Raw genomic sequence first — 14,198 nt, forward strand, 5'->3', positions numbered from 1 at the left:
AAAAGCTACGGACCACTCGTCCATAGCTTCAAATTACAAATGTCAAAGATAAAAATCAGCTCATAAAGTCCATCAAAGATGGCTGCATGATCTTAGCAGATGATTTCAGGGCAGCTTCATAAATGGTTTGGGCAGATGTAGCTTGAATCATCAAACTAGCAACATCCGCATCTTCCGTTTTAGCTTGAAGTGTCGTCAAATTCAAATTTCGCTCTTCCAAACGGGATTGTATCAGTTCAACCCGATTCGTACGTGCGCCCACTTCAGACAAACTTGTCTGCATTTTAGTAAAGCGGGATTCAATACTTGAAAGTTGACTCGATATTGCTGTACTATTTCCGCTGCTTAGTGCAGAAGATATAGCATCCATGACCTTAAAAACATTATCAGCATCTGTCGATTTCCCAAAAAAATCGCTACCGGATGTATTTACCCGAAATGCATCTTGGTCTCCAACTGCATAGCTGACCGCGGCTTGATCCGGATTGATCTGATCATAACTTGTTACTGTAGCAGAAAGCTGATACGGCGCCTGATCATAATTTTGTCCATTAAAAACATACTTCCCACGAAGCTGGCTGTTACCAATATTCATCATTTGTTCTTTTAACTGATCAACTTCTAGCTTAATCGAATCCAAGCCGGATTGAGGTAGTGTTTCACTTGAAGCCTGTACTGTCAGCTCTTTAAGACGCTTCATTACATCACTGGCTTGTTGCATGGTTGTATCAGTGAAATCTAACCAGCTAACAGCCGCATCTGAGTTTGTCTTGTATTGTTCATTAGAAGCTAACTCAGCTCTGTAACGTAGGGCATAAGTTACCCCTACTGGATCATCTGAAGGCTTATTCAACTTACGACCAGTCGAAATCTGATTCTCCATTTTACCCATATTATTATTATTTCGATTCAGGTTACTGAGCAGTTGCATACTGGTCATCCCTGAAGTCACTCGAATTGGCATGGCTTACTCCACCTTCTCATTATACTAGAGACCTACGCGGCCTGTACCATTAATCAGTTTGTCCAGCAGTTGATCAAAAGTTGTCATGAACCGGGAAGCTGCACTGTAAGCATGTTGGAACTTGATCATGTTTGACATTTCTTCATCAAGTGACACCCCGCTGACGGATTGGCGGTTCAAGTCCACTTGCTCAGTCAACAGCTGCGCATTCTGCGATTGTCGCTCTGCTTCCTGAGTTTGGACACCTAATTGCCCAACAATTGCACTGAAGAAGTCATCTACAGTGGTAGTTTGTGCTTGAGTTGTATTAAAACCAAACTTTACATTTTTCAGGCTCGCCATAGACAATGCCAAAGCATTGTTACCTACAGTTACCTTTTCATTAGCTGTTCCCGTTCCATCTACACGCAAAGAACTGGCAATTTTATTGGGATCATCTTGAATATCCTTATTCAGCGTAATGTTACCGGCTGTAATAGCAGTTCCATCTTTCGAGGTGAAAAACACTCCTCCCTTTTCTGGAGTTGTGCCACTGAGTGTGTATCCCAATTGATGGAGTCCATTAATTCCTTGTACGGTTACTTTCAAATCCGCGGTCAAGGTTCTGTTGTTATTCGCATTTGAGTAAGTCACTGCTGCATTGTTGACACCTGAATTCAGTACCGTTCCCTCAGGTAGAACTGTACCTGCGGGTAAAGTAATTTCAATATCACCATTTGTCAAAGTATTAGCTAACTGGTCCATTTGGGTTTTGTAATCTGCTACATATTTATCTCTAGATAAAATCATACCGTACACTTCGCCACCAGTTAACGCTCCACCTTGATATGCAGCCTCAAGGCCAGCCGCCGTAATAGCAGTTACCTCTGTGCCTGCTACAGCTATCTGTCCTGCCACCGTTACCTGATAACCGTTATCCAGCTGAGTTACCTGCACATTCGCAAGCTTGGACAACTTATCAACTGCATAATCCCGCTGATCACGCAAGTCATTCGGATTATCCCCAAGTTGTTCTAACTTGTAAATATTACCATTCAAGTCCGCTACAGACTGCAATAACGAATTCATCTCGCTTGTTTTTAATGTAACGTTAGTAGTCAAATCAGAACTGAGTGCATCCAGTTGCTTGCTAGCCTGGTTCATCGCATCTGTCAGAGCAAGTGTAGTCTCTTTTACAATTTTGCGATTCGTGACATCCTGAGGGTCTTGGCTCAGATCGGACCATGCATCCCAGAAATTATCCATGACCTTACGGATACCTGTATCCGAAGGCTCATTCATAATGGTCTCCAGCTTGTTCAGTGTGTCATAGCGAATGTCCCATCCACCTTGAGAAGAACTTTCATTACGATACTGATCGTCCAAAAACGTCTGACGGACGCGTTCAATAGCAGTGAATTCAACCCCTGTACCCATTTGACCTCGTACAACGGAACGATTCAAACCGTAGGCTTCCATAGAATCCGAGGCCTTCATACTAACCACTTGTCTGGAGTAACCAGCTGTGTTGGCATTTGAGATATTGTGTCCGGTTGTATTAAGTGCTGCCGTTTGTGTGTTTAAGCTTCTCTTCGCTGTTTCTATACCATGAAATGTTGAGACCATATTTTCCTCCTTCAATTAGGCGCGTGTATCAAATAGTCCCGCTCGTACAGTAGAGGTGCTTTTGTCAGCTGGACGCTGATAAACCGCTTCAGATTCCGCATAATATGACATACTCTCAATGGAAAAATCAATATAGGAAAGCGCCTGTTGTATAAGCTGTTGATTCAACTCATTTAATTTTTTCAATTCTACAAGTGTATCCGCTAGTTTTTTTTGAATTTGAAGGAGGCGCTGCTTGTCTTCTACATCAAACACAAGACGAGACAACTCCGTAATATTGAGATTCAACTTAGACTTAATACCACGTTCCTGCAAAAATTCATATGCTGCCTGCAGGCGTCGCTCATCCAGCTGTTCAATGTGTCTGGACATCTTCGATTCCTGGTTCATGACTAGAATGAGCTGATCTACCTTATTTGATATCAGTGCTTCTTTTTTTTGATTTCCTAATGCAATCAACTGCTCGTGAGCCTCTCTAAGCTGCTCTAGCACATCAATCAATCGCTCTAAAGGCATATTCCTTCACCTAGCTTTCAGAAGACTGCTTGAAGTAAGGTAACAGCTTCTCTGCAATTTTATCGGCATCCACACGATAGGTACCAGAAGCTACTTGCTGCTTAAGCTCCTGAATTTTCTTAACACGATCTGCATCACTGCTGCGGTTCAGCATTTCCATCGCTTCCGGAGAAATGGAAACCTCGTCCTTGCGGCGGGATTTCTTTTGCTCCTCTTGACGTCCTGTTTCAATATTTCGTTGGTATGGATTAATAGCTCCGATGCGGTTGGTCTCGTTAATTTTCATAACTTCCACCTTCCTTAGTTATTTGATATGGTCAGAATGTATCAGACGACATAGCGTCGAACATGGTTCGTATTATGCCTCACTTCTTTATTTTGTGCATGGTTGCTAAAAATAAAAAAACCGATAAGCTCTATAAAGATTATCGGCGGTATTTGAAACTTTTTGAATAGCTGAATGCGTTTTTAATTCCCCTGTACTACTTTCCACGAAGTTTATCAATCGCGCTGTAGGTACCTGAGCCCATATTATTACTTTGATCCTGATTACTACTTTCGCGTACAGCCTGATGCAGGTCTTTAGTCAGACGTGTTCGACAAGAATCGCACATATGCCCTTCACGAATCGGTATCCCGCATACCTCGCAAGGATACGTCATATTGGGCGCATTAGCAATGGAAATACGTCCCTCACGTATAAATGTCGTGATTTGCTTTACAGATACCTCAGTAGCCTCTGAAAGCTCATGCATATGAATGCCCTTATTTTCACGTATATGTTTGACACAGAGTTCGTATTCAATTTCAATTTCTTTAATACAGTTCTGACAGATTCCCCTGACGTTCTTAATAAACAGCTTTCCACAGCGAGGACAGTTATCCAAATTCATCCTCTGTAGCGCCCCTTTCCAATTTCCGATCTTTAATTACTTTTATCCTTACATTAACTTATAATGAAGAGCCTCGTCTAGCAAATATTTCAAAAAAAGATTTTCAGATTTTACACAATTGCACATTTTATAAGTTATCATATTTAAAAGTATAAGAGAGAATGATCCATCAGCAAAAGTTTCTCTATATTTATATGCATCAATATGCAATGACATAAAAATAAAGAAAGCCCATGAAAGCTAATAGCTCAGCCTAGTGCATGTATCTATTTATCGTCAAACATTACACCGTACTTTAGATAGAAAATAAAATAAGCGCCATTCCAGTTATTTTCGGGAATAGCGCTTCATTATACAATTAAAATAGCTATATATGAATATGAGTAAATGTAGAAATTAATTATCAAGATGAGGGAAAAACCGGGCGAAACAATCCTCAGAAGAATTCATGTTCACCTGTGCCCCGAATGACATCAAGGAAATCCTGTAAATCCGGGGGGACGGCGCCCATACGAATGCTCCGCACATGGAGTGTGGGTATTCATAAATCTCATGGACCTAACATCATTTCAACTTATAACCTATCTGAAATCAAGCTAGATGCATCAGTGAAAATTTGCAGCCCAAAAAAACAAGCTATTTCACAAATAATTATTCAAAAAAGCATTGTTTTAATAGAGGCCTTCCCGTATACTATAGTCAAACACTTGGTTTAAAAAACACATTTCATTATACATTTATAATGATATTTATTTATTTGTGTTTGTTTGTGGTACTTGCAGCTCTTGGCCTGCTTTAACCAGGTTGTTGATTTTAACCAGTTCTTCAACAGTTACACCGTATTTTTCAGCAATAGAAGTCAGTGTATCGCCATCTTGAACATTTACTGTGATTGTATTTACAGTTGCTGGTGTTTCAGTTGTAGTCGTTGCTGGTTTTGTGGTTGTTGCTTGGCTGTTGTTCTCAGTTGTCGTTTGAGTCGGTGTTGTAGTTGTTGTAGTTTCAGTTTTGAAGTACTTAGCTTCAAATGCTTTTTGTGCTGCTTCTTGCTGCTCTCTTACGAGTTGGTCTTCCAATTGCTGAATTTCATCATCGGAGCTGGATTTCGCCATTACTTGACCTGTTGCAAGTGGACTCAGCAAAGATACTGCACCTAAACTAACTGCTAACATGCTAGATACTACTACTTTTTTCATTACGTTTTTCATGATTTTTTCTCTCCTCTTTTTAGCTTTAAATTTTAATTAACTGCTTTACTACTGAGCGAGACACTCCCAATGTCCGCTCTTTAGTCATTAGCTAATCACTTATTACCAATCATGTTAGCTATCAACAGATAGAAATTGTACTCCTCTTTTCCAAAAAAATCAACCTCTAAATTGAAATATTCTGTTTTCATCCCTCACTTCCTTACTTTTTGTTTGTCTCTATATTTTTATTATATACCTCTCTCTAGCTCGTTGTCAAATCCTGCTGATTGTACGGCTTAAAAGACTTTTGCTCTATCATTTAATCCTTTTTTCTAGAGAGTTATAACCTCTTTTTCATAGTTTCAAGCAAAATTTCATGGAAAATACTAGATATTTAGACTTATGATCTTGCTAAGGTCAGGCAAAAAATAGTCAAATGCATTCCTTGCTCTAATGCCTTTTCTCTCAAAGCACGTGCACACGCCTGCAATGTGCTCCCCGTTGTATAAATATCATCTACAAGCAAAACGGTAACGGAAAGCTTATTCTCCGTAACACATTGAGATTCAGCTTTTAAAATAAAAGACTTCAGCAAATTTGTCATATTGGGATGGACAGAAAACGCATTATTCATGGTGTTCATGCGTTCCTTTTTGGATTTAAAGCTTTGTTTGCCTGTATCTTGTGGACGAGCAAGTAAAGATAGGAAGGGGAGCTTATTCCGCCTAGCAATCTCTTCTGCCAAGATCTGAGCCTGATTGAAGCCTCGCTCTGTCAGCCTCTTCTCACTTACCGGGACACAGGTCACTACATCCACACTCCACAAAGATCGCTTGAAACGAGAATGTTTAAGACTTGCAAACTCATACCTCATCGCCTGATAGGCTCGATTCATGATCTCGCCCAGCAAGGAACCATACTTTTCATTTCCACGATATTTGAACTGCCCAATCCATTCTCTCATCATCGGTGTATAGCTGGTTGCACTCCGATTGCACACATAGTAACGTACTAATCGGTCAAGCCTTACGCAATCCGGGCAAGACGTCGGACGTCCACAATAAACACAACGAATATTGTAAACCCAAGGAATTTGAAGCGAACAAGAAGTACAAATTCCGGGAAATTCGGAAAAACGCCCTGTGAGAGTGCCGCAAGCCATACATGTTTGGGACTGGCGATGGAATAGCCAATTCAAAAATAGACGGGTTGTTGGAATCATCCCCATACCAGAATGCACCTTTCTTGGTAGTTTACGTACCGACATTGTTTCAGGTTTCACATTTCCAAAAAAACTTTTTTTATTTAATGCATTTAGTGCTTCGCCCCCTTCAGGTATCCTCTTTTCCGAGCCAGTGCATTCATACGTTTAATCTGTCTAATTGCTCTCTTTTGACCTCGAGTCCATTGGGGGGATGTAAAAATAACACCTCCACATGGGTCATCCTTGGACCTTCCTGCACGACCCGCCATTTGGACAAGAGAGGCTTCATCAAAAAGACTGCTGTCCGCGTCTAATACGTACACATCACTCCGTGGAACAGTTACCCCTCGCTCCAAAATAGTCGTTGTAACCAGAACACGTATTTCAGTAGCTCGAAATAAGCGCACTTTAGCGGTTCTTTCTTCATCCTGTGAGGAGGTGCCTGCAATAGGTACATCAGGTAATTGTTTAATCAGCAGCTTCACAAGTCCCTGAATATGTGAGATTCGTGTCACAAACAGGAAAACCTGTGCCCCACGTTGTATAGATACGCGTAGGCGTTGAATAAAGGATAGGGGAAGCCGACCTTTTTGCAGCCAATGTTGCACTGAAGCAGCCCCCAGGCGAAATGGGACAGGTAAGGGATGACGATGAAAACGAACGGGAACCTTGGCGTGTGGCAGTAGACCGCGTGCAGCCTCTTTCTGCAAGGATTGCGGTGGTGTAGCAGACAAATAGATAAACTTTCCCTTCGGCTTACATACTGCTCGTGCAGCAAAGGCAAGCATAGGATCATTGTGATAAGGGAACGCGTCAATCTCGTCAATCACAACCAAATCAAAGGCTTGACGATAACGCAATAGCTGATGTGTCGTTGCCAGTGTAAGCTGTCCCCTTTGCCACCGTTCTGCGCTCCCCCCGTAGAGCGTCACCATGCTCACATCGGGAAAAGCAATGGCCAAACGAGGCGCTAACTCCAGTACCACATCACGGCGTGGTGTTGCCACAAGTGCCGTTCCTCCGTGGTCCAACACATATTGCAATAGCGGAAACATCATTTCCGTCTTGCCTGCGCCTGTTACAGCCCAGAGCAGAAAACGTTCTACCGTGGTATCAGGTACCTGCCGATCAGCGTTATGCCTCGCACCTTCGCCAGGTTTTGGCGAAGGTTGCCTGCTGCGGGCAAGGGTGCTGCCCTGCGAAGCGGCAGCATCTGATCCCCGGCGCGCAACCTTATCGCGCCGGAACAACGCCCGGAGCCCACGGCCTTCCGGGCGAAAACGCCCCCGCACTTCGCCGTGCGGTGCGGCCAAAAAGCGCAGCGCCGCTTCAGCGGCGGCACGTTGTGCAGGGCTCAGCCCCCAGCGGTCGAGTTCCGTCGCCAGGGCACTGCCTGCTGTGCACGGCAGGACGGGTTTCGCTGCACCGCGCAACAGCAGCGAGCATTCACGGCTGCGCCCCAGTGAGAGACATGTCTCGCAGTAAGCGCACGCCTTACGTCCGCACGATGCGCAGCTCGTGCGGTGCACTACCCCGCTGCCACAACGATTGCAGCGAAGTTCATGCGTACGCGCGGCAGACCAGCGCGTACGTGGTGCTGGAGCGAGGCCAGCAGCAAAGCAGAGTCGGCCTTGCAGATATGCAAGTTGTGCAGCGGATCGCCAAGTATGCTCCAAACCTGGCGCTGCCTCTGCCAGCAGCGCTTCGACTTCCGGAACGAGTAACTGGCGTCCTGACAACAAATTAGCCAGTTCATTCGCTTGTCGTGTTAAACACTCCCTATCCAATCCATCAATTCCCGTGATGAGACTTCTTTTTTGAATAGAACGTAAAATTCCGTTTGTTTCCCGTCCCTCATCCCCACCTTTTGTGCAGGAAGTCCACCCTTGTACATGATCCCAAATGCATATATTTTCTACTCCTCCAGATAAAATTCGTTCTCCATCAAAAGGCTCAAGAGCCAGTTCACTTTTTAGCTGTGCGAGAATATAAGCCCACCACTTTCCTTTTCCCCATCGCTCCATATCTGCCAATCCCTTAAATGTTTCGCACAACTTTGTCCCCCAGGACAAGGGAAGCTCATCTCCTAATAACACCCATCTTTCGACAACATTCTCCTGCCCCTCATCTTGATTCATCCACCATGTCATATCTACTCGAATATCCACAGATAATCGGAGAGTCCAATTCCCTTTATACCTCACTGCATATACTGAAATCTTCACCTTCCCCTGCTCCTCCCATTCATGATTTTTGCGGTTCTTGTTACCCCAGAGAACAGCAAAAAAGCACACTCCTATGGCTAATAGCCTGAAGTGTGCTTCACATCAAGTAGATCTCAACGAAATCCCTGTCGTCTTGCCTATGCAACTGTTTTAAAACATTTATATCCGATTTTAACCACGATGTCCACAATCCCCTATCGCTAAGGAACAAATGGGGCGTCCGCCAACGACTTGACCGTTCTAAGATCAATAACAACCTGCTTTTCACCGCCTGACTTCGGTAAGACCGGGTTCCCCGGTGAAAAACGACTTGAAATGACTGAAACATCCATATGACTATAGCGTAGTAGCCGTGTCAGAATCGGTAGCGTATCGTCCATAGATTCATCATCCAGTACCGTCACATGTAGCGGCCTCCGGTGTAGCCAGGCAAGTATGTTCAGCGAACGCATCACCCATTCCACACGATCTCCGTCATTGGACGTAATCACAATATAGCGAGTCGCGCGATGACCCGGAGATATTGCGCGTGAATCTTCACCATTGTGATAAGCCTGAACCGCCTGTCGTATATACATAAGATGAACGACTGCGGCTCCCACACCGTATATAAGCAATATCCAAACCAAGTGAGCCGTCACGAGGGTTCCACCTCCTCCTATAGCGACAATATATGCCGTATAACAGGAAGAGGTGTCACGGTTATGTACTGGGTTTCCGTATGAGCGGACATATCGCTCCCAAAGAAAGGCGGTACAGCATTCATATCTATTAGCAGCTGCATGGACTAATGCATGGAAAGACTACACTTTACAGCGTAACCCATCCATATTTAATTGAGTTAATAACTGCTTGTGTACGGTCATCAACTTCCATTTTTTGCAGAATGCTGCTGACATGGTTTTTGACCGTTTTCTCACTAATGAATAAATATTCACCGATCATCTTGTTGCTCTTACCTTCAGCCATCAGACGCAGCACTTCAGCTTCACGACGGGTCAATGGATTATTTTCACCTGCGACAAACTTCACGCCGGCTTCCTTCGTATGACCTTCAGCCATAGCCCCTGTTTCATTCAGGTAGGTCATCCGGCGAAGCTGCTGAATGAGCTTACCCGTTACCTTCGGATGGATAAACGCATATCCTTCATGAACCGAACGAATTGCATTAATGAGGGACTCGGCCTCCATATCTTTTAACAGATAACCATTGGCTCCCTTGCGCAACGTCTCGAATACATAGCTTTCATCATCATGAATGGATAAAATGATAACTTTGACATCCGGGAACATCTCACGCAGTTTTTCGGTTGCCTCTACACCATTTTCAATTGGCATATTAATGTCCATCAGAACAATATCTGGTTTCTCTACGTTACAGAATTCCAACACTTGAATACCATCGCCACATTCTCCGATGACCTCAATGTCGTCCTCCATATTCAAAATACGTTTAAGTCCTTCACGGAACAACTGATGATCGTCCGCTAAGAGAACTTTAATGGGTGCATTGCTAATTTCCTGATTTTCCATGTTGTTACTCCTTTCCCTTTTCCACGTTGGTTGGGATATGAATCACTATCTTGGTGCCTTGATTCTCAGCTGATTCGATCTCCATTCTCCCCTCGAGCAGTTCAACCCTTTCCCGCATACCAATCAGACCAAAATGCCCATGATCTTTGCTTTTTTGCTGAAAAAGCTCTGGCTTAAAGCCCAAACCATTATCCTGCACCACGATTTTTACAAGCTGCGCCTGATAGGTAATCTCAACAAGCACATAGGTAGGATAAGCATGCTTGGCAGCGTTGGTCAAAGCTTCCTGGATCAGACGGTAAATGGCTGCTTCCATCGCGGAAGAGAGACGGTGTTCCTTGCCCCTTGTTTCAAAAAGCGATCTAATTTTCGTTTTTTCTTCAAAATCCTGCACATATTTCCGGAGCGTCGGAATAAGCCCCAGGTCATCCAGGGCCATAGGACGCAGATTGAAAATGACCTTTCGCATTTCCTCAAGACTGGAGCGAACCTGTTTCTTCAAGTCTACTATTTCGTCCTGAACCATCTTAAATTCCTGCTTGGCGATCATTCTTTCCACAATTTCCGTCCTAAGCACTAGATGCGCAAGGAGCTGCGCAGGTCCATCGTGAATTTCACGGGATATACGTTTGCGCTCCTCTTCCTGAGCCAAAATAATTTTCAGACCAATAAACTGCCGGTTTTTGGCCGATTCGATGATCCGCGTCACTTGCCCCAATTCACCTGACAAATATTCCAGCACGACCCCCATCTGCGAACCGATGGTTTCGGCACGCTCGACAGAAGCCTCGACACTTTTGGCCCGCTTTTGAAGATCATCTCTTCTGGCTTTGAGATACATTTCCTTCTCGCGGAAAATCATCACATCGAGTTGAAGCTGTGTTGCCTTCTCATAAGCCTGCTTGATATCCTCTTCCGAATAGCGAACGAAGTCGCGGCTGACCTCAGTCAACCGAATGCGGGACCGCCGATAGTTCATTTCCAGCTGGTCCACCTTTTCGATCGTTTCTGCTGTTTCCTTCAAGACGCTCTGGAGCTCCTGATTTAACGTGACCAGCTCGGTCCGGGCCGTGTCCAATATTTCGAACATCTGATATTTGCTGTTCTCCATCACCTGGATGGCGTTTTTAATGACTCGGTCTATGATATCGGCTTGAAAGTCCACAAATGTTCTACTCCAATCCTAGCATTTCAAGTATATATCATACCATATCATGACTGGAGGGTGATGGTCTTCGTTTCTTGTTCCCATTTTACAGTCATTCCTAACTGCTCAGACACGAGTCTTAATGGGACTAAAGTCCTACCTCCTAGCACAATGGGTGCAACATCAGTGCTTTGACGCTTCCCGTTCAGAACAACTTCTTTTTTCCCTACGGTCAAATCCATCAGCACACCGCCGCGCATAATGGTGATCCGCTGATCGCCCGCATTCCATTTGGCTTGTCCGCCAAATGCGTCCAGTACATACTTGATCGGAACATATGTTGAACCATCGCGAGTCATCGGAGCGGCATCAATCGTGGTCGGCGTTCCGTTCACCGTCATTGATTTTTGCCCGATCGTCATTTGAGCTGTTCCTTTTTTGAGTCCTTCTGTACCGACCGTTCCCGGTGTATTAAAAGAAATATTATCAAAAGCAACATTGCCTGTTTTAGCGCGCTCGTCCTGACCCTCTGCCACATTGACCACATAAAGACGCTTCAGCTTCGCCGGATACGAAATATTCAAACCGCTCATATCTGCGTTAATGGTTTTCCAGCCGTTCCAGTCGATCACTTTAGCGAGATCAATATATGCTGTTTTGCCTTGAGCATCCTCTAGCTCTGCGCGCAGCCAGTTCAGACTCTTATCCCCTCTGACATCAATCGAGATGGAAGTAGCCGCCTGTTCAAGCGTTTTCCCGGATGTGCCGTTCAATTGAGCGTAAGCATACATTTTACCACTGCCGTTCGTCATATCGTAGTTCAGCTCTAGCACTTTGGAATTGGCATGGTCGCCATCTCCTTGTACAACAGCCGCTGTGCCGGTAACACCTTCCACATTCGAAGTAAAATCAACCGGATACGAAACATTTTCGAAGTTCTCCCAGTTGTTTGTACTTGCTCCGCCAGCAGACAGGAAGACGACAGCGCTGAAACCATCATAGCGACCGATGGCATAGCCCGTTTTCACGCCTGCATCCACCGTATTTACTGTAAGCTGATTGTCCTTGACACTGCCCTTAAAGCCGATGAACTCCCATTTGAGCGCATCTGACGTAATGCTGACACTCTGTCCATCTTTTGTCTTTGCCGTTACCGGTACAGCGATTTTAGCTCCAGCGGTAAACGAGCCAGTTCCAGTGCCTGCGGTAAGTGATGAAATTTCATCTGCTCCAAGCACCGTGACCTTGGTTGTAGCGCTGGCTGAGCCACTAGATGCCGTTAAAGTAGCAGTTCCCGGTTTGGCTCCCTTTACAACGCCGCCGCTCACTGACACAACAGCCGGATTGCTGGATTTCCACGTCACTTGTACTTTCGAGGTATCGAATGGATTGTAGTAGTTGTCATAACCTTTGAAGGAATAGCTTCCGGTCTGACCAATCAGCAACGTTTTATTGCCCTTGATGGTGAAGCCTTTGAGCGTTCCTTTAGGAGCATTGGTATATACCCCCACTCCATTTACAATACTACGTTGCTCTGTGCCATATTCTGTATTGAACGTAAGCCCCGCTGTCGTATCTCCCAAATCACGAGTCACCATGGTGGTAGAGCCGCCCCCGTCAAGGTTCATACCCTTCCAGACGCCAATATCTTTCATCAGCGTTTGCAACTCGCTCAGGGATACACCAACGCTGTTCCCATTCTTCTCAACAGCAATGACATAAGCGTAACGCTTGTCACGAGAATATCCCAGAGCTGTACGCGCACGCGTCCCGCCTATGCTTGTTGTGCTTCGAGAAAAAGAGGTTTTCTGACCGTCATTTACTAATATGGTATGTCCACCAATCATCATTTGAAGGTTAGAAGGATCTACTTCGCTCCCTGTCGATTTAACCCGAAGGTGATAACTTGTTTCTACCGTCTGTCCCACGGTCAGATGCGCTTTGGCATAATCAGCAGCTTTACCATGAGTACGTAAAATATAGCCATCCTGCGGAACGGTCATATTCAACGTAGCATTGTCGGAGACTTGTGTAACCACACCATTTTGTACCAATATCTCGGTGGGCGTTGTCGAACTGTTTTTGGGCCGCTCAATCGCTTTCCAAGCAGATGTATAAATATACATAGCATTAGAGTGGCTATAGCCGCCCCCACTCGTCTCAGGCGAATACGAAGCCTTGTTCATCCCCGCCAAAGAGAAGGACGACCCATCTCCAGCGTTTACTGTACCTTCAAAAGTAAACTGCTCCACCATGGGAGAACCATCCTTGGTTACAGCAAAGGCATACATACCCGTTAAATCAGACGGAGTAGACATCAACACACCCTTGGATACTTGTCCACCGATCGGCGCTCCCTCGCTGGAGGTATTAAAATAATCTCCGTTTACACCAGCAACCGCCCCGGTCTCTTTTGCCATGCCACCTGTACTCTGACGGGTCGTAAACTGTCCATTCTTCCCCGTCATGACATCCAGCTTGACGTACGGATTTTGTAAGTCCACTCGAATGATATCAGCCAGCGCTGTTCCTTTGGACCCTTTAAAACGATATTTCAATAATGTTGCACCCGAAGTAATGATCTCTTCGCCCAATTTTACAGTTGAACCAGAGGCTGCACTTGCGATTGGAGCAGACATCCAACCATTCAAGGGCATTAGAGCCCCAGTTCCAGCAACCGGACCGACCCATAATACCCCTGCCAGTGTTAACACAGCCCATCTTTTAGCAATTCCTCTGCCATTTACTTTCACTTCACTCTGTTTCTTATTACTTAAAAACATTTGGATAATAGCTCCCATCTCCAGTGTATTCAAACGGTTTTATTCCGCACGTGTACTCTATCAATAAACAAAAAAATCCTCTTATGTTAATAGACTTATTATATAGGCAAAAGTTACGAAAACCCCGTCAACTAATTC

The 14,198-nt window shown here is 44.7% G+C and carries 12 protein-coding genes; all 12 read right to left on the bottom strand.

What is annotated here, in order from left to right; translation table 11 throughout:
* Nucleotides 1–55: 55 nt before the first annotated feature.
* Nucleotides 56–964, bottom strand: coding sequence for a flagellar hook-associated protein FlgL (flgL, locus tag G9G54_RS09815; protein ID WP_076294043.1), 909 nt, complete (start codon nucleotides 962–964; stop codon nucleotides 56–58).
* 24 nt (nucleotides 965–988) lie between these two features.
* The gene (gene flgK, locus G9G54_RS09820) at nucleotides 989–2,569 is read right to left on the bottom strand and encodes a flagellar hook-associated protein FlgK (RefSeq protein WP_165177690.1); all 1,581 of its coding nucleotides are present in this window, start codon (nucleotides 2,567–2,569) and stop codon (nucleotides 989–991) included.
* A gap of 15 nt (nucleotides 2,570–2,584) precedes the next feature.
* Nucleotides 2,585–3,085 (bottom strand): flagellar protein FlgN, encoded by a 501-nt coding sequence (locus G9G54_RS09825; RefSeq protein ID WP_165177692.1) that lies wholly within the window; start codon nucleotides 3,083–3,085, stop codon nucleotides 2,585–2,587.
* A 10-nt stretch (nucleotides 3,086–3,095) separates the two neighbouring features.
* A complete protein-coding gene (flgM, locus tag G9G54_RS09830) occupies nucleotides 3,096–3,371 on the bottom strand; it encodes a flagellar biosynthesis anti-sigma factor FlgM (protein ID WP_013312286.1) in 276 nt (91 codons plus the stop codon).
* A gap of 196 nt (nucleotides 3,372–3,567) precedes the next feature.
* Nucleotides 3,568–3,978, bottom strand: a complete 411-nt coding sequence (locus tag G9G54_RS09835; RefSeq protein ID WP_165177694.1) for a TIGR03826 family flagellar region protein — start codon at nucleotides 3,976–3,978, stop codon at nucleotides 3,568–3,570.
* Between the two features lie 749 nt (nucleotides 3,979–4,727).
* A complete protein-coding gene (locus G9G54_RS09840; protein ID WP_165177696.1) occupies nucleotides 4,728–5,186 on the bottom strand; it encodes a LysM peptidoglycan-binding domain-containing protein in 459 nt (152 codons plus the stop codon).
* Nucleotides 5,187–5,568: 382 nt separating this feature from the next.
* Nucleotides 5,569–5,913 carry a ComF family protein gene (locus G9G54_RS25590; RefSeq protein ID WP_238807888.1) on the bottom strand — a complete coding sequence of 115 codons (345 nt, stop codon included), beginning with the start codon at nucleotides 5,911–5,913 and terminating at the stop codon, nucleotides 5,569–5,571.
* A gap of 569 nt (nucleotides 5,914–6,482) precedes the next feature.
* The gene (locus G9G54_RS09850; RefSeq protein ID WP_165177698.1) at nucleotides 6,483–8,597 is read right to left on the bottom strand and encodes a DEAD/DEAH box helicase; all 2,115 of its coding nucleotides are present in this window, start codon (nucleotides 8,595–8,597) and stop codon (nucleotides 6,483–6,485) included.
* 200 nt (nucleotides 8,598–8,797) lie between these two features.
* Entirely contained in the window at nucleotides 8,798–9,238 is a 441-nt protein-coding gene (locus G9G54_RS09855; protein ID WP_061831630.1) for a hypothetical protein, read from the bottom strand.
* Between the two features lie 169 nt (nucleotides 9,239–9,407).
* Nucleotides 9,408–10,130 carry a response regulator gene (locus G9G54_RS09860; protein ID WP_007432713.1) on the bottom strand — a complete coding sequence of 241 codons (723 nt, stop codon included), beginning with the start codon at nucleotides 10,128–10,130 and terminating at the stop codon, nucleotides 9,408–9,410.
* Between the two features lie 4 nt (nucleotides 10,131–10,134).
* A complete protein-coding gene (locus G9G54_RS09865) occupies nucleotides 10,135–11,295 on the bottom strand; it encodes a sensor histidine kinase (protein ID WP_013312293.1) in 1,161 nt (386 codons plus the stop codon).
* Between the two features lie 47 nt (nucleotides 11,296–11,342).
* Entirely contained in the window at nucleotides 11,343–14,060 is a 2,718-nt protein-coding gene (locus G9G54_RS09870; protein WP_165177700.1) for a stalk domain-containing protein, read from the bottom strand.
* Nucleotides 14,061–14,198 lie beyond the last annotated feature (138 nt).

The sequence above is a fragment of the Paenibacillus sp. EKM212P genome (assembly GCF_011066115.1).
GTDB lineage: Bacteria > Bacillota > Bacilli > Paenibacillales > Paenibacillaceae > Paenibacillus > Paenibacillus polymyxa_B.